This window comes from Streptomyces sp. 7N604 (genome assembly GCF_052245475.1).
In the GTDB taxonomy this organism is placed as follows: domain Bacteria; phylum Actinomycetota; class Actinomycetes; order Streptomycetales; family Streptomycetaceae; genus Streptomyces.
In genome coordinates this window covers 1-21,564 of sequence record NZ_JBQQBX010000049.1, presented here as the reverse complement: position 1 = coordinate 21,564, position 21,564 = coordinate 1, and the positions used below count along the sequence as shown (strand labels likewise).

The window sequence follows — 21,564 nt, the reverse complement described above, 5'->3', positions numbered from 1 at the left end:
CCGGGCAGGCACCCGGACATGGGCGCACGTACTCAGATCCGTTGAGTACGCGAAGCCGCCGGACCCCAACGGGACGGCCACACTGGCCCCATGGACTGGCACCGGTACCGCTTCCGCAGCCTCTGGACGGTCGATGCCGCGCCCGCGGCCGTCTACGCCGTGCTGGCCGTGCCCGAGGACTATCCCGCCTGGTGGCCGCAGGTCCGCGAGGTGAGCCGGACCGACGGGGGCACGGGTACGGCCCGCTTCCGGTCCGTCTCGCCCTACGACCTCCTGGTCACGATGCGCGAGACCCGGCAGGACCCCGCGGCCGGGGTCCTGGAGATCGCGATGAGCGGGGACCTCGAGGGCTGGGCGCGGTGGACGGTCGGCGCCCGGCGGCCACCAGGCGCTCGCGGCGGTGCGCACGCTCACTTCGAGCAGGAGGTCGAGGTGAGGAAGCCGCTGATGCGTGCTCTGGCCGTGCCCTGCCGCCCGCTCTTCCTGGCCAACCACGCGCTGATGATGCGCGGAGGCCTGCGCGGACTGCGCCGCAGGCTCGCGGATGTCGTTTGATGGAACTCTCCCGGGCACTGTATTGTTCAGGCCGTGCCGGGGGCCTGGCCCAGCACACGGGGCGATTAGCTCAGCGGGAGAGCGCTTCGTTCACACCGAAGAGGTCACTGGTTCGATCCCAGTATCGCCCACGAGACCGAGGCCGCACGTGTCCGCGAACAGCGCGGACCCGCGTCGGCCTCGTCGTTTCTGCGCGGGACTCCGTCCCGCGGTGCGGGGGCTTCGCCACCCGCACCCCCTGAAACCTGAAACGAGGCCGGGACGCCAACGGGCAGCCCGGCCTTCGTCGTTGGAGCGATTCCCGGGCTACGCGGCGGCCGGCAGCTCGGGCCGCAGCGGCCAGGCGGGGTCGACGGCTTCGTCCGAGCCGTTGTGCGCGAACCACGACTGCAGCCCGCGCGCCTGTGCCGCGTGCCACACAGCCTGCCGGGTGTGCAGCTCGGCGGGGCTCAGTGGATCGAGCCGGGCCGCGAATCGCCGGCCCAGGGCCCGTACGACCTCCAGCGCTGCCACCGCGTCCGCCGCCGCGTCGTGGGCGGCGGACAGCACCACCTCGTAGTGCGTGCACAGGTCGGCGAGCGTGCGCCGGCCCTTGCGGTAGCGGTCCAGATGCTTGTCCAGCACCCGCGGGTCGAGCACGCACAGCGAGCCGAACCCCAGATAATCGGCGAGGGCCTTGGCGCGGTGCCGCCGCAACTCGCGGTCCAGCAGCGTCAGATCGAACGGCGCGTTCATCACCACCAGCGGCGTGTCGGCCGCGGTCTGGGCGGCGAGCGCCCGCGCCACCTCCTCCATTACCGGCGCGGGCCACCGGCCCTCCCGGTTGAGCAGGTCCTGTGTCAGGCCGTGCACGGCGATGGCTTCCTCAGGCACCGGCACTCCCGGGTTCACCAGCCAGCGGCTGATGCGCGGCACCGCCGCCGGTGCGCTCTGGACCACCAGCGCGGCGGAGACTATGCGGTCCTGTTCCACGTCAATTCCCGTGGTTTCTGTGTCGAATGCGGCGAGCGGCCCCTCGTACCAGCACGGCATGTCACAACTCCTCGCGCGAAAGCGGCAGATGGGAATTCGAACCCTCTGCCCGAGCTGGTGATACCCGGGCCGTTTGCGCTGTACGCAGGGCGGAGACAACACAGATGACGGACCGTTCGAATGTCATCGGGTCCGGAGCGGGGAATCAATCGGCAAGGCCGGGAAGGCTATTCGGTCATGGCGCTCGCGCAGCCCGAACATGAGGGTCCCGCCCGTGCCGAAGGTTACGGGGGAGGGCTGCTGCCGTTGCGCGGCGGACTCGCCACCAGTGCCTGCATGGAGACTCTCCAGGTGGGCTATCTCCACGCGGTCGCGGCCGCGGCGGGCTGCTCGCTGGCGCAGCCCTTTCCCGACAACGGGATCGACTGGCACGTCAGCCACAGCGCGCCGGGCCACGCCGTGGACGACGAGGTGACCATCAAGGTGCAGCTCAAGTGCACCTACCAGATACCCCCGCACCCGCCGGGACGGGCGTTCTCCTTCACGCTCGACAACGAGCACCTGGTGAAGCTCGCCCGCACCCCGGTGTCGGTGCACAAGATCCTGGTCGTGATGCTCGTACCGCGCAGCCGCGAGGAGTGGCTGCGCGCCTCCCACGACCGGCTCGAACTGCGGCACTGCTGTTACTGGACCAACCTGGCCGGGCACCCGGTGACCGGCCGGCGCAGAACCACCGTGCGGATCCCGACCACGCGGATCTTCGACGACCGAGCCCTCTGCGAGATCATGACCCGGGTCGGGGTGGGAGGGAGACCTTGATGCACCGGCCGTTCGACGAGTCCGTACGACCACATCCCCGAGAAGCCGCGGGAGCTCTGCCCGCAGGCGGCCTGGCCCCCGAGCAGGTGGACCCGGCCGTCCTCAGCGCCCTGCTGGGGCGGCACGGCTGGCGGCGGCGCGGCGGGGCGGCGGGCCGCTACGGCCGCTGGACCCCGCCGGGGCCCGGGGCGGCCGGGACCAGCCTGCTGGTGCCGGAGAACCGCGCCTTCCCCGACAGCGAGGACCTGATCGCCGAGGCCCTCACCGCGCTGGCTCGCAGCGCCGCGCCGTCGGCCCGCGATGTGCTCGTGGGCCTGGCCGTGCCCAGTGACGAGATCCGCTGGTGGCGGGACGTACCGGTGCCGGAGAGCGGTGCGGCGGCCTGGCCCGCGCAGGAGCAGCTGCGGGCGGGCGCGCGGGCGATGCTGGTGGCCGGTGCGCTCGCCGCGCGCGCCCGCGCCGGCTACTACGGGGCGCGGCACCGGCGGCACGCCGAGGCGGCCCTGGAGCGGATGCTCGTCGGGCCCGAGCCGGGCACCGGCCGGCAGCTGACCGTATTCGTGCCGGTCGAGACCGGCCGCACCGCCGTCACCACCCTGCTGCGTGCCCTGCACGCGGCCCGCGACGCCGTCGACTACCAGCGCGCCACGGGCGGGATGGAGGCCTTCGACGCGGCCGTCGAGCTGGGCGTGTGCCAGGAGCTGACCGAGGCGGTCGTGGGGCTCGTTCGCGGCTCGGAGGGGGTGCGGGTGGCGCTTGACTGGTCGCCCGCCGCCGGGGCGCCGGAGGGCTTCGCGGGCAGGCCGGAGCCGGTGGAGTTCTCGCCGGGGGACCTGCCGGCCCTGCGGGAGGCGGGCGCGCGGTATGTGCGCGACGAGCCGTCCGTGCCGGTACGGGTCACGGGCGCGGTGGTGCGGATGCGCCGCTCGTCACCCGGCGGGCCGGGGACCGTACGGCTGCGGGTCCTGGCGGGGGCGGAGGTGCCGCAGGTGCGGGTGGCGCTCGACGAGGACGCGTACCGCATCGCGGGGCACGCGCACCTGGTCGGCCTGCCGATCAGGGTGAGCGGACGGCTGGAGAGCCGGGGCGGCTTCCGCCGTCTCACGGGTGCGCAGGGTGTGGTGCCGGTGCAGGTGGACGAGGCGGAGCGGGACCGGCTGATGAAGTCGCTGCAGGAGCACCTCGACTTCTTCGAGGAGGCGTGCGGCGCCGACGACGCGTAGCGGCCCAGGACCGCTTAGAAGATGCCGGCCTTGCGGTGGCGGTAGAGATCGCGCAACAGGGCGATCTCCGCTCCGTGGTGGATCACTTCGCGGTTGATGTGCAGCACGAGCGCGGCCATCGGCAGGTCGGCGAACGGTCCTTCGGCCGGTCCGCAGGGGCGCGCGAGGCCCCCGTCCCCGAGGCCGCGCACGCCCGCGGTCCAGGCCGCGTACCCCTCGTCGAGCTGGGCGAGCGCCTCCTCGGCCGTGCCCGCGTAGTGGAAGGACTCGTACGAGACGGGCGGGCCGCCTGGGGGCACCCCCAGCGGTAGCTGGGGGAGGGAGGCGACGCGGGCACCGAGGACACCGACCACGATGTGGGCGAGCCGCCAGGCGATCGTCGTCACCGGCGCCGGGACCGGCTCGGGGAAGGCGAAGTCGATCGTGAAGCCGCCCGCCCCGGCCGCGATCGGAGCGGTGCTCTCGCCTCTGGGGCGCACGCTCCAGCAGCCGGGCACCGGCTCCCAGAAGTACTCGTCGTCGGACAGCCCCTCCAGGCGCTGCCGCAGCTGGTTCCGCCAGTGCCGGTCGAGCTGATCGACGAGCTCGTTGTTCCAGTCGATGGCCATGTCCGTCACGGTAGGCGCCGGGTAACCATTTCGCGTCCGGCCCGCCCGGCTCGGTACGATTCAGGCGCGCAAGCCGCCGCTTGCCGCACCACCCACAGTCAGGAGAGACCGGTGTCAGACGTCCGTGTGATCATCCAACGCGATTCCGAGCGGGAAGAGCGCGTGGTGGCCACGGGCACTACGGCGGCGGAGCTTCTGGGCGGCGACCGCAGCGTCGTCGCGGCGCGGATCGCGCCCGCGGGCGGGGTCGCCGCGCTGAAGGACCTCGCGTACAAGGTGGCGGACGGCGACGTGGTCGAGCCCGTCCTGATCACCTCCGACGACGGCCTCAACATCCTGCGCCACTCCGCCGCGCATGTGATGGCGCAGGCCGTGCAGGAGCTGTTCCCCGAGGCCAAGCTGGGCATCGGCCCGCCCATCAAGGACGGTTTCTACTACGACTTCGACATCGCGACCCCGTTCCACCCGGACGACCTCAAGCGCATCGAGAAGAAGATGCAGGAGATCGTCAAGCGCGGACAGCGCTTCTCTCGGCGCGCGGTGTCCGACGAGGACGCGCGCGCGGAGCTGGCCGGCGAGCCGTACAAGCTGGAGCTGATCGGGCTCAAGGGCTCGGCCGCCGACGCCGCCGAGGGCGCGTCCGCCGAGGTCGGCGCAGGCGAGCTGACCATCTACGACAACCTCGACCCGAAGACCGGCGACCTGGCCTGGAAGGACCTGTGCCGCGGTCCGCACCTGCCGACCACCCGGAACATCCCGGCGTTCAAGCTGATGCGCTCGGCCGCCGCGTACTGGCGGGGCAGCGAGAAGAACAAGCAGCTGCAGCGGATCTACGGCACCGCGTGGCCGTCGAAGGACGAGCTCAAGGCGTACCTGGACTTCCTCGCCGAGGCCGAGAAACGCGACCACCGCAAGCTCGGCTCCGAGCTCGACCTCTTCTCCGTCCCCGAGGACATCGGCTCGGGGCTCGCGGTCTTCCACCCCAAGGGCGGCATCGTCCGGCGGACCATGGAGGACTACTCCCGCAAGCGGCACGAGGAGTCGGGCTACGAGTTCGTCTACACCCCGCATGCCACCAAGGGGAAGCTGTTCGAGAAGTCGGGCCACCTGGACTGGTACGCCGAGGGCATGTACCCGCCCATGCAGCTCGACGAGGGCGTCGACTACTACCTGAAGCCCATGAACTGCCCCATGCACAACCTGATCTTCGACGCGCGGGGCCGCTCGTACCGTGAACTGCCGCTGCGGCTCTTCGAGTTCGGAACGGTCTACCGCTACGAGAAGTCGGGCGTCGTGCACGGCCTCACCCGGGCCCGCGGCTTCACCCAGGACGACGCGCACATCTACTGCACCAAGGAGCAGATGGCCGACGAGCTGGACTCGCTGCTCACGTTCGTGCTGAACCTGCTGCGCGACTACGGCCTGCACGACTTCTACCTGGAGCTGTCCACCAAGGACCCGGAGAAGTTCATCGGTTCGGACGAGGTGTGGGCGGAGGCCACCGAGATTCTGCGCCAGGCCGCCGAGAAGCAGGGGCTTGACCTGGTCATGGACCCGGGTGGCGCGGCCTTCTACGGACCGAAGATCTCCGTGCAGGCGAAGGATGCGATCGGCAGGACCTGGCAGATGTCCACCATCCAGGTCGACTTCAACCTGCCCGAGCGCTTCAACCTCGAATACACCGCGGCCGACGGCTCCCGGCAGCGTCCGGTCATGATCCACCGCGCGCTGTTCGGATCGATCGAGCGGTTCTTCGCGGTGCTGCTGGAGCACTATGCGGGCGCGTTCCCCGCATGGCTGGCCCCGGTCCAGGCGGTCGGCATCCCGATCAGCGACGACCACGTGCCGTATCTGCAGGAGGTCGCCGCCAAGCTGAAGCGGCACGGCATCCGGGTCGAGGTCGACGCCTCCGCCGACCGCATGCAGAAGAAGATCCGCAACGCCCAGAAGTCGAAGGTCCCGTACATGCTCATCGCGGGCGACGACGACGTGTCGAAGGGCGCGGTCTCCTTCCGCTACCGCAACGGCGAGCAGAAGAACGGCGTGCCGGTGGAGGAGGCGGTGACCGAGATCCTCAAGGCCGTCGAGGACCGGGTGCAGGTCTGATCCGCAGGGCGGGAGGCCCCTGGAGCTCAAGCCTCCGGGGGCTTCTTCTCGTCCTCGCGTGTGAAGATCTGCAGCAGCCAGGAGGAGAACGAGCCGGTCACCGCGCCCAGCAGCGCGAGGCCGCACGCCATCAGAGCGGCCGCGACCAGCCGCCCCTGCGGGGTCACCGGGGCCACGTCCCCGTAGCCCACGGTGGTCAGCGTCGAGCAGGCCCACCATGCGGCGTCGCCGAAGGTACGGATGGTGGTGCCGGGGGCGTCGCGCTCGGCCTGGTAGACGGCCAGCGACGCGGCGAAGCCCAGAAGCACCGAGGTCATGCCCGCGTACGTGATCACGCGCGCGTAGAGCGGGAGCGTCGGCTGGTCGCGGCGCGCCTGCACCGCGTTGTAGACCCGCACCATCCGCAACGGGCGCAGCAGGGGCAGCACCAGCACCACCGTGTCCAGCCACCGGGTGACGATGAACCGCACGCCGCGGCCGCTCAGCCGCAGCCGCACCCCGTAGTCCACCGCGAAGCACGCCCAGCTGACCGCCGTCAGCGCGAGCCAGAAGTCGAGCCACACCCGGGAGAGGTCCGGCGCGAGCACCCGCACCGCGTACGAGGTGAGAAAGAGCAGCGACGCGGCGAAGAGCGGGATCTCGGTGCGCCGCTCCCAGCTCCGCATCCGGCTGTCGTCGTTCATCAGCTCAGCATCGCGGGAGCGGCCGGGGCCGCCGCCCCGGCGACACGCTGCGAACGGGCGAAGCCATATGCTGCAGAGCATGACGAGTGAGCCGGAGCAGCAGATCGGAGTCGGGACGCCGGATGCGTTCCAGCGCTTGTGGACCCCTCATCGGATGGCTTACATCCAGGGGGAGAACAAGCCGAGCGGCCCCGGCTCGGGCGACGGATGCCCGTTCTGCACCATCCCGGCCAAGTCCGACGAGGACGGGCTGATCGTCGCCCGTGGCGAGCGGGTCTACGCCGTGCTCAACCTCTACCCGTACAACGGCGGCCACCTCATGGTGGTCCCCTTCCGGCACGTCGCCGACTACACCGAGCTGGACGAACCGGAGACGGTCGAGCTCGCCGAGTTCACCAAGCGCGCGATGAAGGCACTGCGCACCGCGTCCGGGGCGCACGGCTTCAACGTCGGCATGAACCTGGGCGCGGTGGCGGGCGCGGGCATCGCCGCCCATCTGCACCAGCACGTGGTGCCGCGGTGGGGCGGCGACACCAACTTCATGCCGGTCGTCGCCCATACGAAGGTGCTGCCGCAGCTGCTCGCGGACACCCGCAGGATGCTCGCCGAGGCCTGGCCCGCGGCCTGAACGTCGGGGCGGGCTGACGTCCGGCTGCTCTGACGCCCGGGCGGCCTGGCGTCCGCGCCGGAGGGCTGCAGCGCGCGGTCAGGCGGTTACGCGTCGTAGAGGTCGGCCCTCATCGGCGTCGCACCCTGGACGAGGCCGCTGAGGATGAGGGAGCGGTTGCCGAACTGCTCGGTGTCCACTCCGTTCTCCTCCAGGACGCGGAGCGCCGCCGCGTGCACCACCCGCAGGACCGGGGTGGCCGCGCGCAGGGCGTCGTCCGCCATGAAGCGGTGGCGCCACGGCTTGTCCGCCCAGGCGTGCCGCAGACCGAACGGCTCCGGCAGGGTCAGGCTCCCGCCGAGGTAGTCGAGGACCGGCGGGAACCAGGTCAGAGGGGCGCGCGCGGCCAGCCGTACCACCTCCTTGGCGTCCACCAGCGGCAGCGCCACCTCCTTGCTCTCCCAGAACTTCACGCTCCTGGAGACCACCTTGGTCTTCGCAGCGGGCTTGGTCGTGAACAGCGGGTGCACCGGGCCGAGGGCATGCCCGGTCACCTCGATCCGCAGCGTCTCGTGCAGCACGGTGACCGTGACCAGCATGGTGATCACCAACTGCCCGTCCCACAGGACGAACTGCACGCCCAGATAGTGGCGGTTGCCGCTGCCGAACTGCTGCTCGTTGCAGATCCGCTGGATCTCGTGGCCCTTGATCTGGAAGGCGTCGGTGTCGCTGTCGTTCGGCCGGGCCACCTCGTCCGCGCCCTCGCCGATGGGCGACACGATCCAGTGCGTCACCGTCGGCTTCGGGAACCCTCCGGTGTGCAGCGGGCCGCGCTCCAGCATCCGCAGCTGGTCGTGGATGGCCCGGATGACATCCCAGCTGCGGAAGGGGTTGATGTCCTTGTCCGGGTCGCTGGAGACCAGGTCCTCCGCCATGTGCCAGCTGCCCCAGCGGGTGCCCATGCCGAGGATCCCCTTGGGGCCCGCGTAGAAGACGAGATTGCTGTGCTGCTCGGCGGACAGCCTGGCCAGGCCCTGGCGCAGGCGCTCCGCGCTGGTCTCGTTGGGGTTCTGCGGCACCGCCTCGGGGATCTTCGCGCCGACCCCGCCGCCCGAGAGCAGGCCCTCCCAGCGGTCCCGCAGGTCCTTCGCCGTACGCTCGCAGATCTGCTTCGCCCACAGCCAGCCGATCACCGGGGCGACGACCATCGCGCGCAGATAGAGTCCCCAGAAGCCGGTGAACGGCAGCCTGATGAGGAACAGCAGCGCCAGCAGGCCGACCCCGGCGAGCACGGCCGTACCGAGCGCCCCTGCCCTCCTGTTCTGCGATCCGGCCAGCGACCGGCGCAGCTGGAACGCGGCCAGCCACAGCAGCAGCCCGGGCAGGAACAGCAGCCCGAAGACCACCATCACCATCGTCAGCCGGGTGTCCCGCTCCTTGCGGATGCGGTTGGCGGCCAGGCAGTGCTCGACCACGGCCTGCGGCTCCGTGCCGAAGGACTGGATCAGCGGCTTCCGGGCGCCGCCGAGCATTCGCACCTGCACGGCGCGGGAGAACGCCTCGCCGAGATTGGGCTCGAACAGCGACAGCCGTGGTGCCGAGACCTGGGATTTGTGCCAGTCGCTGTTGGCCTTCAGCATGTCGGCGACTGGGCTGTCGCGGTAGGCGGCCGAGGACAGCGCACTGGTCGCCGCCGTCTGCCCTGCCGAGCCGGAGAGCGGGATCTGCGCCCCGGGACTGAAGTCGAACCCGCCGTCTGTCACTACCGCCCCCAACGCCGCTGCGCTTCCGCCAACGGATCTTCCCGACTACCGCGTCCGGCAACCCTCGTTCAGGGCACACCGTCTGACGTGCATCTCAGCGTATCGGCGGTCTGCCGCCCGCCGCACGGCAGTTGGGGCGGGCGACAGGTCCACTATCCGTCAACTATCCGCCGGATCCCGCCTCTTCACGGATCTTCGTGGCGAGCTGCGCCGGCATAGGCTCGTGCCGGACGTACGACCGGCTGAACCGGCCCGTGCCGTGTGACAGCGACCGCAGGTCCACCGCGTACCGGCCGATCTCGATCTCCGGGATCTCGGCCCGTACGAGCGTGCGGCCCGCGCCCACCTGCTCGGTGCCGACCACCCGGCCGCGCCGCCCGGACAGATCGCTCATCACGGGACCCACGTACTCGTCCGAGACCAGCACCTGCACCTCGGCGTACGGCTCCAGCAGGTGGATACGGCTCTGGGCCGCGGCCTCGCGCAGCGCGAGCGCGCCCGCCGTCTGGAAGGCGGCGTCGGAGGAGTCCACCGAGTGCGCCTTGCCGTCGAGCAGGGTCACCCGCACGTCGACCAGCGGATATCCGGTGGCCACTCCCCGCGTCGCCTGCGCCCGTACGCCCTTCTCGACCGAGGGGATGAACTGCCGTGGCACGGCGCCGCCGACGACCTTGTCGACGAACTCGATGCCGGAACCCTCGGGCAGCGGCTCCACTTCGATCTCGCAGATGGCGTACTGCCCGTGCCCGCCGGACTGTTTGACGTGCCGGCCGCGCCCCGCACTCTTCTCGGCGAAGGTCTCGCGCAGCGACACCTTGTGCGGCACGGCATCGACCTGGACGCCGTACCGGCTGCGCAGCCGCTCGAGCGCCACGTCCATGTGTGCCTCGCCCAGGCACCACAGCACCACCTGGTGGGTGTCGGGATTCTGCTCCAGACGCATCGTCGGATCCTCGGCGACGAGCCGGGAGAGCCCCACGGAGAGCTTGTCCTCGTCGGCCTTGCTGTGCGCCTCGATCGCGATCGGGAGCAGCGGGTCCGGCATCACCCACGGCTCCATGAGCAGCGGGTTGTCCTTGGCGGACAGGGTGTCGCCGGTCTCCGCGCGGTTCAGCTTGCCCACGCAGGCCAGGTCGCCCGCGATGGCCTCGGGCATGACCCGCTGCTGCTTGCCGAAGGGGGCCGAGAGCGCGCCGATCCGCTCGTCCACGTCGTGGTCCTCGTGGCCGCGGTCCTCCAGGCCGTGTCCGGAGACGTGGACCGTCTCGTCGGGGCGCAGCGTGCCGGAGAACACCCGCACCAGGCTGATCCGGCCGACGTACGGGTCGGAGGAGGTCTTGACGACCTCGGCCGCGAGCGGCCCCTCGGGGTCGCAGGTCAGCGGAGGCCGCGGGCTGCCTTGCGGGGTGGTGACCGCCGGGGCCTCGCGCTCCAGCGGAGTCGGGAAGCCGCCGGTGATCAGCTCCAGCAGCTCCACGGTCCCGATGCCCTGCTTGCTGCCCTCGGGGGCGGGCGCTGCGGCCAGCACGGGGTGGAAGGAGCCGCGGGCGACCGCTCGCTCCAGGTCCTCGATCAGTGTCTTGATATCGATGTCCTCGCCGCCGAGGTAGCGGTCCATGAGGGTCTCGTCCTCGCTCTCCGAGATGATCCCCTCGATGAGCCGGTTGCGGGCCTCCTCGATGAGCGGGAGGTGCTCGGGATCGGGCGCCTGCTCGGCCCGTTCGCCGGAGGAGTAGTCGAAGACGCGCTGGGAGAGCAGCCCGATCAGGCCGGCGACCGGGGCGTGCCCGTCCGCTGCCTCCTCGCCGTGCAGCGGCAGATACAGCGGCAGTACGGCGTCGGGGTCGTCGCCTCCGAAGACCCGCTGGCAGACGGCCGTCATCTCCTCGAAGTCGGCGCGCGCCGACTCAAGGTGCGTCACGACGATCGCGCGCGGCATCCCGACGGCGGCGCACTCCTCCCACACCATGCGCGTCGAGCCGTCCACGCCGTCCGCCGCCGAAACGACGAAGAGGGCCGCGTCCGCTGCCCGCAGACCGGCCCTCAGCTCCCCGACGAAGTCGGCGTATCCGGGAGTATCGAGCAGATTGACTTTGATCCCGCCCCATTCCACCGGAACGAGGGAGAGCTGTACCGAGCGTTGCTGCCGGTGTTCGATCTCGTCGTAGTCGGAGAGGGAGCTGCCGTCCTCGACCCGGCCCGGCCGGTTCACCGCGCCCGCCGCGAGAGCGAGGGCCTCGACCAGAGTGGTCTTTCCGGACCCGCTGTGGCCGACCAGCACCACGTTCCGCAGGGATGAGGGCCGGTCGGCCGTTGCTGCCCTGCCGGCGGCCCCGGGGTGTGCGTTCGTCCTGTCGCCCATGTGCCTCGCCTCCCGGTCTGCACCTGTTGCGGTTCTTCGAGCTTTCCACCCCTGTCATGCTGCGTCCATACGTCGTACCCGGCCACGCGCCGAGTGCGCTCATCGAACACAAGCGCCCGCTGGCTACGATGGGGCGGCGCCGGTGGCCGAATGGGCCGCGCGGCCCCCACCGACCCTCGGGAAGGCCATGCTGAACAAGTACGCGCGTGCGTTCTTCACGCGTGTTCTCACACCGTTCGCCGCGCTCCTGCTGCGCCTCGGGGTCAGCCCCGACGCGGTCACCATCGCCGGGACCGCCGGAGTCGTCGCGGGCGCGCTGGTCTTCTTCCCCCAGGGCGAGCTGTTCTGGGGCACTGTGGTAATCACCCTGTTCGTTTTCTCGGACCTGGTGGACGGGAACATGGCCCGGCAACTGGGCAGGTCGAGCCGGTGGGGCGCCTTCCTGGACTCCACCCTCGACCGGGTCGCGGACGCCGCGATCTTCGGCGGGCTCGCGCTCTGGTACGCGGGCGGCGGCGACAGCCTCGTGCTGTGTGCGGTCACCATCTTCTGCCTGGCCAGCGGCCAGGTGGTCTCGTACACCAAGGCCCGCGGCGAGAGCATCGGACTGCCGGTGAATGTCAACGGTCTCGTCGAGCGGGCCGAGCGGCTGGTGATCTCGCTGGTCGCGGCGGGCTTGGCCGGGCTGCACACGTTCGGCGTGCCCTACATCGAGGTCCTGCTGCCGGTCGCGCTGTGGGTGGTGGCGGTCGGCAGCCTGGTGACGCTCGGGCAGCGGATGGTCACCGTACGCCGGGAGGCCGCGGAGGCGGACGCTGGGGCTGCGCAGGGGAGTGAGGCGTCATGATGCCCGGGATCGCGCACCGGCTCACCGACGGGCTCTACGGCCTGGGCTGGAGCACGGTCAAGCACCTGCCCGAGGCCGCGGCCGTACGGCTCGGGCAGCAGATCGCCGACAGCGCCTGGAAGCGGCGCGGCAACAGCGTGCTGCGGCTCGAGTCCAACCTCGCGCGCGTGGTGCCCGACGCCACGCCACAGCGGCTTGAGGAGCTGTCCCGCGCGGGCATGCGCTCGTACCTGCGCTACTGGATGGAGTCCTTCCGGCTCCCGGTCTGGAGCAACGAGGACATCGCGGCCGCCTTCTCGCCCAAGGACATCCACCTGCTGGAAGAAGGCCTCGCCGCGGGCAGGGGCGCGATCATCGCGCTGCCGCACCTGGCGAACTGGGATCTCGCCGGAGCCTGGGTCACCACCCGGCTCGGCGTGCCCTTCACCACGGTCGCGGAGCGGCTGAAGCCCGAGACCCTCTACGACCGGTTCGTCGCCTACCGCGAGGGCCTGGGCATGGAGGTCCTCCCGCACACCGGCGGCAGCGCCTTCGGCACCCTCGCCAGGCGGCTGCGCTCCGGAGGCCTGGTGTGCCTGGTCGCGGACCGCGACCTGTCCGCGTCCGGTATCGAGGTTTCGTTTTTCGGGGACGTCGCGCGGATGCCCGCGGGGCCTGCCATGCTCGCCCAGCAGACCGGCGCGCTGCTGCTGCCGGTGACACTCTGGTACGACGAACCGCCGGTCATGCAGGGGCGCGTGCACCCGGCGGTCGAGGTCCCACAGACCGGCACCCGCGCCGAGAGGACGGCCGCGATGACGCAGGCCCTCGCGGACGTCTTCGCCGCCGGAATCGCCGAGCACCCGCAGGACTGGCACATGCTGCAGCGGCTGTGGCTGAAGGACCTCGAGCCGCGGGAGCCGGGGAATGACCGCTCCGCCGACAGCTGAAGGAACGGAGAAGCCTTGAGGATCGGCATCGTCTGCCCGTACTCCTGGGATGTGCCGGGCGGCGTCCAGTTCCACATCCGGGACCTGGCCGAGCATCTGATCCGCCGTGGCCACGGGGTGTCCGTGCTGGCCCCGGCGGACGACGAGACCCCGCTGCCGCCGTACGTCGTCTCGGCGGGCCGCGCCGTGCCCGTGCCGTACAACGGCTCCGTCGCCCGCCTCAACTTCGGCTTCCTGTCCGCCGCGCGCGTGCGCCGCTGGCTGCACGAGGGGGACTTCGACGTGCTGCACATCCACGAACCCGCCTCGCCCTCGCTCGGCCTGCTGTCCTGCTGGGCCGCGCAGGGTCCGATCGTCGCCACCTTCCACACCTCCAACCCGCGCTCCCGTGCGATGGTCGCCGCGTACGCGATCCTGCAGGCGGCGCTGGAGAAGATCAGCGCCCGCATCGCGGTGAGCGAGTACGCGCGGCGCACGCTCGTGGAACACCTCGGCGGCGACGCGGTGGTGATCCCCAACGGCGTGGACGTCGGCTTCTTCGCGGACGCCGAGCCCAAATCGGAGTGGCAGGGGGAGACGATCGGCTTCATCGGGCGCATCGACGAGCCGCGCAAGGGCCTGCCGGTGCTCATGAAGGCCTTGCCCCGGATCCTTGAGGAGCGGCCGGAGGCCAGGCTGCTGGTCGCGGGGCGCGGCGACGAGAAGGAAGCCGTCGCCGGGCTGCCGGCCGAGGTGTGCGAGCGCGTGGAGTTCCTCGGCATGGTCAGCGACGAGGACAAGGCGCGGCTGCTGCGCAGCGTGGACCTGTACGTGGCGCCGAACACCGGCGGCGAGTCCTTCGGGATCATCCTCGTCGAGGCGATGTCGGCGGGCGCTCCGGTTCTCGCCAGCGACCTGGACGCCTTCGCGCAGGTGCTGGACGGGGGAGCGGCGGGGGAGCTGTTCGCCTGCGAGGACGCCGACGGGCTCGCGACCGCCGCGGTACGGCTGCTGGGCGACCCGGCGCGCCGGGCGGAGCTGCGTGAACGGGGCAGGCGGCACGTACGGCGGTTCGACTGGTCGACGGTCGGCGCGGACATCCTGGCGGTCTACGAGACGGTGACCGACGGCGCGGCCTCGGTGGCGGCCGACGACCGCACGACGGGCCTCCGAGCCCGCTTCGGCCTCGCCCGCGACTAACCTCCGGCGTCTGGCGCCTTCTTCGGGCTGAGGCCGGTTCGGTACCGCCGACCTTGGCCACAGTGGTTGCTCGCCGTTGCGGCGGGATGGATGTGCCGTCCGGGCGGGGAATGGCGTAGCGCCATCCATGGCGGCGAGGCGTCTGTCCGGCGCCGCGGTCGGCCGGTTCGGCACCGTGGGTCTCAGCCGTGCCGGTTGCTCCGTCGCGGTGGCGAGGAATCCCCGCCGCTGCGGCAGAGGAATCCCGCTGCCGCGGGTGACCTCGCCGCCGGGGCGGCAGAAATCTTCCCGCCGCCGCGGTGAGCAGCCATCGCCGCGTAGATCGGCGGTGCCGGACCGGCCGCAGTCCCGGGGCGGGCGAGGACTCCGGGCGGTGCCCACCGTGGGCGGCGGTAGCCTTGCCGCCCGTGACCTCGACATTGATCTGGATCGCGGTGGCCCTCGTCGCGATCGGCCTGTACCTGAGCTGGACCGCGGGGCGGCTCGACCGGCTGCACGCCCGTATCGACGCCGCCCGCGCCGCGCTCGACGCGCAACTGCTGCGCCGCGCCTCCGTGGCGCAGGAGGTGGCGACTTCCGGCGTCCTCGACCCGGCCGCGTCGATCGTGCTCTACCAGGCGGCACACGCCGCCCGCCAGGCCGAGGAGGAGCAGCGCGAGGTCGCCGAGAGCGAGCTCAGCCAGGCGCTGCGCGCCGTGTTCGCCGAGGCCCCGCAGGTCGAGGCCGTACGGGAGGCGCCCGGGGGCGAGGAGGCGGTCGGGGAACTGTCGGCCGCGGTCCGCCGGGTCCCGATGGCGCGGCGTTTCCACAACGACGCGGTGCGCGCGGCCCGGGCGCTGCGACGGCACCGTAAGGTGCGCTGGTTCCGGCTCGCGGGCCACGCGCCGTTCCCGCTCGCCTTCGAGATGGACGACGAGCCCCCGGCCGCGCTGGCCGGACGAACCGGCCACTGAGGGCCCGGCTCCGGCAGCCATGGAAACCCCGGCCGCCCCCGGCAACCCCGGGGCGAGCGGGCCACCGGGCCGCGATTGGCCCTTGTGGCGAAGCGGCCGTCGGCGCTTTTGTCTTATCCGTAGTAGTGCGGCGGCCCACCTGGACCGGATGGCCGGTCAGGGTCGGGTATCGAACGGGCCTACGATGGGCTCAATCGCACATTCGTCGTCGAGTGAGGTCAAACCGTGTCCAGCACGCCCCCCAGCACGTCTTCGATCGCTCCCAACGGGACCCCCGAGACCGGCACCGCGCGCGTGAAGCGCGGCATGGCCGAGCAGCTCAAGGGCGGCGTGATCATGGACGTCGTCACCCCGGAGCAGGCGAAGATCGCCGAGGACGCCGGTGCGGTGGCGGTCATGGCCCTGGAGCGGGTGCCCGCCGACATCCGCAAGGACGGCGGCGTGGCCCGGATGTCCGACCCGGACATGATCGAGGGCATCATCGACGCCGTCTCCATCCCGGTCATGGCCAAGTCCCGGATCGGCCACTTCGTCGAGGCCCAGATCCTCCAGGCGCTCGGCGTGGACTACATCGACGAGTCCGAGGTCCTCACCCCGGCGGACGAGGTCAACCACAGCGACAAGTGGGCCTTCACCACCCCCTTCGTCTGCGGCGCCACCAACCTGGGCGAGGCCCTGCGCCGGATCGCCGAGGGCGCGGCCATGATCCGCTCCAAGGGCGAGGCCGGTACCGGCAACGTCGTCGAGGCCGTGCGCCACCTGCGCCAGATCAAGCAGGAGATCGGCCGCCTCACCACCCTCGACCACAACGAGCTGTACGCCGCGGCGAAGGAGCTGCGCGCCCCGTACGAGCTGGTCAAGGAGGTCGCGGAGCTCGGCAAGCTGCCGGTCGTGCTCTTCTCCGCCGGTGGCGTCGCCACCCCGGCCGACGCCGCGCTCATGCGCCAGCTCGGCGCCGAGGGCGTCTTCGTCGGCTCCGGCATCTTCAAGTCCGGCGACCCGGCCAAGCGCGCCGCCGCGATCGTGAAGGCGACCACCTTCTACGACGACCCCAAGATCATCGCGGACGCCTCCCGCGGCCTGGGCGAGGCCATGGTCGGCATCAACTGCGACACCCTCCCCGAGACGGAGCGCTACGCCAACCGCGGCTGGTAAGCGATCTTCACCTGGTGGGCGGCCCGCGGACCCCGCGCGCCGCCCACCGGCCGTAGAACCCACAACCCACGCCCCACGACCTGCGATCTGCAGAGAGGTTTCACCCCGTGTCCAACCCCGTCATCGGCGTCCTCGCCCTCCAGGGCGACGTCCGTGAGCACCTGGTCGCACTCGCCGAGGCCGACGCCCTGGCCCGCCCGGTCCGCCGCGCCGAGGAGCTCGCGGAGGTCGACGGCCTGGTGATCCCCGGCGGTGAGTCGACCACGATGTCCAAGCTGGCGGTCACCTTCGGCCTGCTGGAGCCGCTGCGCGAGCGCGTACGGGCCGGGATGCCCACGTACGGCACCTGCGCCGGGATGATCATGCTCGCGGACAAGATCCTGGATGGCCGGGACGATCAGGAGACCCTGGGCGGCATCGACATGATCGTGCGCCGCAACGCCTTCGGGCGCCAGAACGAGTCCTTCGAGGCCGCGGTGGACTTCGCCGGGATCGAGGGCGGCCCGGTCGAGGGCGTCTTCATCCGCGCTCCGTGGGTGGAGTCCGTCGGCGGGAACGCCGATGTGCTGGCCACGCACGAAGGCCACATCGTCGCCGTACGGCAGGGCAGCGTGCTGGCCACGTCCTTCCATCCGGAGCTGACCGGCGATCACCGGGTTCACCGGCTGTTCGTGGAAACGGTGCGCACAGCTGGGTAATCGGATCCCGGTAGGATCACTGGGGTTCGCTCAGGAATTGGTTACGTGAAGGAGACAGGCGGATGTCCGGCCACTCTAAATGGGCTACGACGAAGCACAAGAAGGCCGTGATCGACGCCAAGCGCGGCAAGCTCTTCGCGAAGCTGATCAAGAACATCGAGGTCGCTGCCCGCACGGGCGGCGCCGACCCGGACGGTAACCCGACCCTCTTCGACGCCATCCAGAAGGCGAAGAAGAGCTCGGTGCCGAACAAGAACATCGACAGCGCGGTCAAGCGCGGCGCAGGCCTCGAGGCCGGCGGCGCCGACTACGAGACGATCATGTACGAGGGTTACGGCCCGAACGGCGTCGCGGTGCTCGTCGAGTGTCTGACCGACAACCGCAACCGCGCCGCCTCCGACGTGCGCGTCGCGATGACCCGCAACGGCGGCTCGATGGCCGACCCGGGCTCGGTGTCGTACCTCTTCAACCGCAAGGGCGTCGTGATCGTCCCCAAGGGCGAGCTGACCGAGGACGACGTGCTGGCCGCGGTCCTGGACGCGGGCGCCGAGGAAGTCAACGACCTCGACGAGAACTTCGAGGTCATCAGCGAGGCCACCGATCTCGTGGCGGTGCGCACCGCGCTCCAGGAGGCGGGCATCGACTACGACTCGGCCGACGCCAACTTCGTGCCCACCATGCAGGTTGAGCTCGACGAGGAAGGCGCGCGCAAGATCTTCAAGCTGATCGACGCGCTCGAGGACAGCGACGACGTGCAGAACGTCTTCGCCAACTTCGATGTCGCCGACGACATCATGGAGAAGGTCGAAGCCTGAACTCGCTCCGATGGCGGGCCGGTGGGACACGTCCCCCGGCCCGCCGTCGTTGTCGGTGCCACCGGATAGCCTGACGAAGAAGTCAAAGATCGCCGCCTCGGACCGCAACCATCAATTGAGGAACCACAACGGCGATCAACCAGTTCCGCGAGAGCGGCGGCGGTTCAGCCGCAAAGAAGGGAGGGGCGTTGATGCGCGTGCTCGGGGTCGACCCGGGGCTGACCCGGTGCGGCATCGGCGTGGTCGAGGGCGTCGCGGGCCGGGCCCTGACGATGCTCGGCGTCGGCGTCGTACGGACCCCGGCCGGCGCGGACATCGGCGAGCGGCTGGTCCTCATCGAGCGCGGCATGGAGCAGTGGCTGGACGAGCACCGGCCCGAATGCGTCGCCGTGGAGCGGGTGTTCAGCCAGCACAATGTCCGTACGGTCATGGGCACCGCGCAGGCGAGCGCCGTCGCGATGCTCTGCGCCTCGCGCCGCGGGCTGCCGGTCGCGCTGCACACCCCCAGCGAGGTCAAGGCCGCCGTCACCGGCAGCGGCCGCGCCGACAAGGCGCAGGTCGGGACGATGGTCACCCGGCTGCTGAGGCTGGACGCGCCGCCCAAACCGGCGGACGCCGCCGATGCGTTGGCCCTCGCGATCTGCCACATCTGGCGCGCGCCCGCGCTGGGCCGCCTCCAGCAGGCCCATGCCTCCGCAGCCCGTCCCTCCCGCATTCCCCCAGCGCCCGTACGGAAGGTCACGCCATGATCGCCTTCGTCAGCGGCCCGGTCGCCGCCCTCGCCCCGGACAGCGCGGTCGTCGAGGTCGGCGGGGTCGGCATGGCGGTCCAGTGCACCCCGAACACCCTCTCCGGGCTGCGCGTCGGCCGGCAGGCCCGCCTCGCCACCTCCCTGGTCGTCCGCGAGGACTCGCTCACGCTGTACGGCTTCGCGGACGACGACGAGCGGCAGATCTTCGAGCTGCTGCAGACCGCAAGCGGGGTCGGCCCGCGGCTCGCCCAGGCGATGCTCGCCGTGCACTCCCCGGACGCGCTGCGGCGCGCCGTCGCCACGGGCGACGAGAAAGCGCTCACCGCGGTGCCCGGCATCGGCAAGAAGGGCGCGCAGCGGCTGCTGCTGGAGCTGAAGGACCGGCTCGGCGAGCCGACGGGACCGGTCCGGGCCTCCGGCGGCGCGGCCTCGGCGGCCGCGGGCTGGCGCGACCAACTGCACGCCGCCCTGGTCGGTTTGGGGTATGCCACGCGGGAGGCGGAGGACGCGGTGGTGGCAGTCGCCCCGCAGGCCGAAGCCGCGGACGGCCCGCCACAGGTGAGTCAGCTGCTCAGGGCGGCTCTTCAGACGCTGAACCGCGCGCGATGAACGCGTGGCTGTGGGAGATCGTCCCGTTGGGCGGGACGGGGCACAGCCTCGTGCCACCGGCGTGCAGCAAAGTACGAAACGCCAGCCACATGGGAGCAACGCAGTGAACTGGGAAGACGGCGCAGACCGCCTCGTGGCGCCCGCCGCCGACGGCGAGGACCAGGCAGTCGAGTCCGCCCTGCGCCCCAAGGACCTGGACGAGTTCATCGGCCAGGAACGCGTGCGCGAGCAACTCGACCTCGTGCTGCGCGCAGCGCGAGCGCGCGGCGCGACCGCTGACCACGTCCTGCTCTCCGGCGCCCCCGGCCTCGGCAAGACCACCCTCTCCATGATCATCGCGGCCGAGATGGGCGCCCCGATCCGTATCACCTCGGGCCCCGCCATCCAGCACGCGGGAGACCTCGCCGCGATCCTCTCCTCCCTCACCGAAGGTGAGGTGCTGTTCCTCGACGAGATCCACCGGATGTCCCGCCCCGCCGAGGAGATGCTCTACATGGCGATGGAGGACTTCCGGGTCGACGTGATCGTCGGCAAGGGCCCGGGGGCCACCGCCATCCCGCTCGAGCTGCCGCCCTTCACGCTCGTCGGCGCCACCACCCGGGCCGGCCTGCTGCCGCCCCCGCTCCGCGACCGGTTCGGCTTCACCGGCCACATGGACTTCTACGAGCCGGCCGAGCTCGAGCGGGTCATCCACCGCTCCGCCCGCCTGCTCGACGTCGACATCGAGCCCGAGGGCGCCGCCGAGATCGCGGGCCGCTCCCGGGGTACCCCCCGTATCGCCAACCGCCTGCTGCGCCGCGTCCGCGACTACGCCCAGGTCAAGGCGGACGGCGTCGTCACCCGCGAGGTGGCGGCCGCGGCCCTGGGGGTGTACGAGGTCGACGCGCGCGGGCTCGACCGCCTCGACCGCGCCGTGCTCGGCGCGCTGCTCAAGCTCTTCGGCGGTGGCCCGGTCGGCCTGTCCACCCTCTCCGTGGCCGTGGGGGAGGAGCGGGAGACGGTGGAGGAGGTCGCCGAGCCCTTCCTCGTACGCGAAGGACTGCTGGCCCGGACGCCGCGAGGGAGGATCGCGACGCCCGCGGCCTGGGAGCACCTGGGTCTCGTACCGCCTCAGCAGAGCGGCGGGGCACCGGGGCAACCGGGCCTGTTCGGTGTGTAACGGTACGGTTACGGCGCGGAGACTCGCCCGTTCCGGAACCCGGGTGACATGCTGGGCGTTGTTCCGTAGGTGCGGACTCGCTTAGACTCCGCCGATGCCGTCTTTGTGGGACGGCGTGCCCACCCCCGAATACCAGGCCGCCGCTCGAGCGGTCGTGTGAAGGATTTCCGGCCCGTGAATATCGTGACCCTCCTCCCGTTCATCGTGCTGATCGGGGCCATGTTCCTGATGACCCGGTCCGCGAAGAACAAGCAGCGCCAGGCCATGCAGATGCGCAACCAGATGCAGCCCGGCACCGGCATCCGCACGATCGGCGGCATGTATGCCACCGTCAAGGAGGTCGGCGACGACACGGTCCTCCTCGAGGTCGCCCCCGGCGTGCACGCGGTCTACGCGAAGAACTCCGTCGGCGCCGTCCTCGAGGACGCCGAGTACAACCGCATCGTCCACGGCATCGACCCCGACGGCGACCTCAAGGTCGACGGAGACCTCAAGGCCGACGGCCCGGTCGTCCCGGACGACGCCTCCTCGCTGATCTCCGAAGAGACCCCCGCCGCCCCGGTCGCCCCTGCCGACCCCGCGGACGGTGACAAGCCGCGCATCGACCTCGGCAAGGCCGACGCCTCCGACGCCCCCGACGCCGAGGCCGAGCCCGCCGATGCTGCCGACGCCGCCGAGGCGAAGGACGGCAAGAAGGACGGCGACGCCGACGCGAAGTAGCCCGGCCCTGGGACCGCGCCGCATACCCCGGCGGGGTGCGCGGCGCGGTCC

Annotated in this window: 21 protein-coding genes and 1 tRNA gene; 17 read left to right on the top strand and 5 right to left on the bottom strand. The window is 71.4% G+C overall.

Annotated elements, in window-relative coordinates; all coding sequences use genetic code 11:
• Positions 1-90 precede the first annotated feature (90 nt).
• Both ACTWP8_RS35135 and ACTWP8_RS35130 read left to right on the top strand, forming a co-directional pair.
• Positions 91-555, top strand: coding sequence for an SRPBCC family protein (locus ACTWP8_RS35135; protein ID WP_443326137.1), 465 nt, complete (start codon positions 91-93; stop codon positions 553-555).
• A 59-nt stretch (positions 556-614) separates the two neighbouring features.
• Positions 615-686: transfer RNA gene (locus tag ACTWP8_RS35130), tRNA-Val, on the top strand.
• 175 nt (positions 687-861) lie between these two features.
• On the opposite strand, the gene ACTWP8_RS35125 is transcribed toward ACTWP8_RS35130, so the two are convergent.
• Positions 862-1,587 (bottom strand): exonuclease domain-containing protein, encoded by a 726-nt coding sequence (locus ACTWP8_RS35125; protein ID WP_443326136.1) that lies wholly within the window; start codon positions 1,585-1,587, stop codon positions 862-864.
• Between the two features lie 177 nt (positions 1,588-1,764).
• On the opposite strand from ACTWP8_RS35125, the gene ACTWP8_RS35120 reads away from it, so the two are divergent.
• Positions 1,765-2,346: a DUF4365 domain-containing protein gene (locus ACTWP8_RS35120; protein WP_443326135.1), complete on the top strand. Its 582-nt coding sequence runs from the start codon at positions 1,765-1,767 to the stop codon at positions 2,344-2,346.
• Entirely contained in the window at positions 2,346-3,569 is a 1,224-nt protein-coding gene (locus tag ACTWP8_RS35115) for a hypothetical protein (protein WP_443326134.1), read from the top strand. Before ACTWP8_RS35120 ends, ACTWP8_RS35115 begins: the two co-directional genes overlap by 1 nt.
• Before the next feature lie 14 nt (positions 3,570-3,583).
• Here the strand turns inward: ACTWP8_RS35115 and ACTWP8_RS35110 are convergent, their stop codons facing one another.
• A complete protein-coding gene (locus ACTWP8_RS35110; RefSeq protein ID WP_443326133.1) occupies positions 3,584-4,177 on the bottom strand; it encodes a DinB family protein in 594 nt (197 codons plus the stop codon).
• A 111-nt stretch (positions 4,178-4,288) separates the two neighbouring features.
• On the opposite strand from ACTWP8_RS35110, the gene thrS reads away from it, so the two are divergent.
• Complete coding sequence (gene thrS / locus ACTWP8_RS35105; protein ID WP_443326132.1) at positions 4,289-6,283, top strand: threonine--tRNA ligase; 1,995 nt, start codon at positions 4,289-4,291, stop codon at positions 6,281-6,283.
• Positions 6,284-6,309: 26 nt separating this feature from the next.
• On the opposite strand, the gene ACTWP8_RS35100 is transcribed toward thrS, so the two are convergent.
• On the bottom strand, positions 6,310-6,966 hold the full coding sequence (locus tag ACTWP8_RS35100; protein WP_443326131.1) for a potassium channel family protein: 657 nt from the start codon (positions 6,964-6,966) through the stop codon (positions 6,310-6,312).
• Between the two features lie 67 nt (positions 6,967-7,033).
• On the opposite strand from ACTWP8_RS35100, the gene ACTWP8_RS35095 reads away from it, so the two are divergent.
• Entirely contained in the window at positions 7,034-7,594 is a 561-nt protein-coding gene (locus ACTWP8_RS35095; protein WP_443318097.1) for an HIT family protein, read from the top strand.
• Positions 7,595-7,680: 86 nt separating this feature from the next.
• Here ACTWP8_RS35095 and ACTWP8_RS35090 read toward each other — a convergent pair whose 3' ends face one another.
• Together ACTWP8_RS35090 and ACTWP8_RS35085 are read right to left on the bottom strand one after the other, a co-directional pair.
• The gene (locus tag ACTWP8_RS35090; RefSeq protein ID WP_443326130.1) at positions 7,681-9,336 is read right to left on the bottom strand and encodes a hypothetical protein; all 1,656 of its coding nucleotides are present in this window, start codon (positions 9,334-9,336) and stop codon (positions 7,681-7,683) included.
• Between the two features lie 163 nt (positions 9,337-9,499).
• Positions 9,500-11,698: an elongation factor G-like protein EF-G2 gene (locus tag ACTWP8_RS35085; RefSeq protein ID WP_443326129.1), complete on the bottom strand. Its 2,199-nt coding sequence runs from the start codon at positions 11,696-11,698 to the stop codon at positions 9,500-9,502.
• A 187-nt stretch (positions 11,699-11,885) separates the two neighbouring features.
• On the opposite strand from ACTWP8_RS35085, the gene pgsA reads away from it, so the two are divergent.
• From pgsA to yajC, 11 genes are all read left to right on the top strand, one after another.
• The gene (pgsA, locus tag ACTWP8_RS35080) at positions 11,886-12,545 is read left to right on the top strand and encodes a phosphatidylinositol phosphate synthase (RefSeq protein WP_443326151.1); all 660 of its coding nucleotides are present in this window, start codon (positions 11,886-11,888) and stop codon (positions 12,543-12,545) included.
• The gene (locus tag ACTWP8_RS35075) at positions 12,542-13,474 is read left to right on the top strand and encodes a phosphatidylinositol mannoside acyltransferase (RefSeq protein ID WP_443326128.1); all 933 of its coding nucleotides are present in this window, start codon (positions 12,542-12,544) and stop codon (positions 13,472-13,474) included. The genes pgsA and ACTWP8_RS35075 overlap by 4 nt, the downstream gene beginning before the upstream one ends.
• Positions 13,475-13,489: 15 nt before the next feature.
• A complete protein-coding gene (locus ACTWP8_RS35070) occupies positions 13,490-14,653 on the top strand; it encodes a glycosyltransferase family 4 protein (protein ID WP_443326127.1) in 1,164 nt (387 codons plus the stop codon).
• 407 nt (positions 14,654-15,060) lie between these two features.
• Positions 15,061-15,606, top strand: a complete 546-nt coding sequence (locus tag ACTWP8_RS35065) for a hypothetical protein (RefSeq protein ID WP_443318088.1) — start codon at positions 15,061-15,063, stop codon at positions 15,604-15,606.
• Positions 15,607-15,831: 225 nt separating this feature from the next.
• Positions 15,832-16,761, top strand: coding sequence for a pyridoxal 5'-phosphate synthase lyase subunit PdxS (gene pdxS, locus ACTWP8_RS35060; protein WP_443326126.1), 930 nt, complete (start codon positions 15,832-15,834; stop codon positions 16,759-16,761).
• Between the two features lie 107 nt (positions 16,762-16,868).
• Entirely contained in the window at positions 16,869-17,459 is a 591-nt protein-coding gene (pdxT, locus tag ACTWP8_RS35055; RefSeq protein WP_443318086.1) for a pyridoxal 5'-phosphate synthase glutaminase subunit PdxT, read from the top strand.
• 62 nt (positions 17,460-17,521) lie between these two features.
• Complete coding sequence (locus ACTWP8_RS35050; RefSeq protein WP_443318085.1) at positions 17,522-18,274, top strand: YebC/PmpR family DNA-binding transcriptional regulator; 753 nt, start codon at positions 17,522-17,524, stop codon at positions 18,272-18,274.
• Positions 18,275-18,465: 191 nt separating this feature from the next.
• Positions 18,466-19,023, top strand: a complete 558-nt coding sequence (gene ruvC / locus ACTWP8_RS35045) for a crossover junction endodeoxyribonuclease RuvC (protein ID WP_443326125.1) — start codon at positions 18,466-18,468, stop codon at positions 19,021-19,023.
• Positions 19,020-19,634: a Holliday junction branch migration protein RuvA gene (ruvA, locus tag ACTWP8_RS35040; protein WP_443326124.1), complete on the top strand. Its 615-nt coding sequence runs from the start codon at positions 19,020-19,022 to the stop codon at positions 19,632-19,634. The genes ruvC and ruvA overlap by 4 nt, the downstream gene beginning before the upstream one ends.
• A 103-nt stretch (positions 19,635-19,737) precedes the next feature.
• Positions 19,738-20,793 carry a Holliday junction branch migration DNA helicase RuvB gene (gene ruvB / locus ACTWP8_RS35035; protein WP_443326123.1) on the top strand — a complete coding sequence of 352 codons (1,056 nt, stop codon included), beginning with the start codon at positions 19,738-19,740 and terminating at the stop codon, positions 20,791-20,793.
• A 174-nt stretch (positions 20,794-20,967) separates the two neighbouring features.
• Complete coding sequence (yajC, locus tag ACTWP8_RS35030) at positions 20,968-21,513, top strand: preprotein translocase subunit YajC (protein WP_443326122.1); 546 nt, start codon at positions 20,968-20,970, stop codon at positions 21,511-21,513.
• The last annotated feature ends 51 nt before the right edge of the window (positions 21,514-21,564 follow it).

Coding starts and splice junctions, on each gene's coding strand:
- ACTWP8_RS35135 (WP_443326137.1), top strand. CDS start 91: ATGGACTGGCACCGGTACCGCTTCCGCAGCCTCTGGACGGTCGATGCC.
- ACTWP8_RS35125 (WP_443326136.1), bottom strand. CDS start 1,587: ATGCCGTGCTGGTACGAGGGGCCGCTCGCCGCATTCGACACAGAAACC.
- ACTWP8_RS35120 (WP_443326135.1), top strand. CDS start 1,765: ATGGCGCTCGCGCAGCCCGAACATGAGGGTCCCGCCCGTGCCGAAGGT.
- ACTWP8_RS35115 (WP_443326134.1), top strand. CDS start 2,346: ATGCACCGGCCGTTCGACGAGTCCGTACGACCACATCCCCGAGAAGCC.
- ACTWP8_RS35110 (WP_443326133.1), bottom strand. CDS start 4,177: ATGGCCATCGACTGGAACAACGAGCTCGTCGATCAGCTCGACCGGCAC.
- ACTWP8_RS35100 (WP_443326131.1), bottom strand. CDS start 6,966: ATGAACGACGACAGCCGGATGCGGAGCTGGGAGCGGCGCACCGAGATC.
- ACTWP8_RS35095 (WP_443318097.1), top strand. CDS start 7,034: ATGCTGCAGAGCATGACGAGTGAGCCGGAGCAGCAGATCGGAGTCGGG.
- ACTWP8_RS35085 (WP_443326129.1), bottom strand. CDS start 11,698: ATGGGCGACAGGACGAACGCACACCCCGGGGCCGCCGGCAGGGCAGCA.
- pgsA (WP_443326151.1), top strand. CDS start 11,886: ATGCTGAACAAGTACGCGCGTGCGTTCTTCACGCGTGTTCTCACACCG.
- ACTWP8_RS35075 (WP_443326128.1), top strand. CDS start 12,542: ATGATGCCCGGGATCGCGCACCGGCTCACCGACGGGCTCTACGGCCTG.
- ACTWP8_RS35050 (WP_443318085.1), top strand. CDS start 17,522: ATGTCCGGCCACTCTAAATGGGCTACGACGAAGCACAAGAAGGCCGTG.
- ruvC (WP_443326125.1), top strand. CDS start 18,466: ATGCGCGTGCTCGGGGTCGACCCGGGGCTGACCCGGTGCGGCATCGGC.
- ruvA (WP_443326124.1), top strand. CDS start 19,020: ATGATCGCCTTCGTCAGCGGCCCGGTCGCCGCCCTCGCCCCGGACAGC.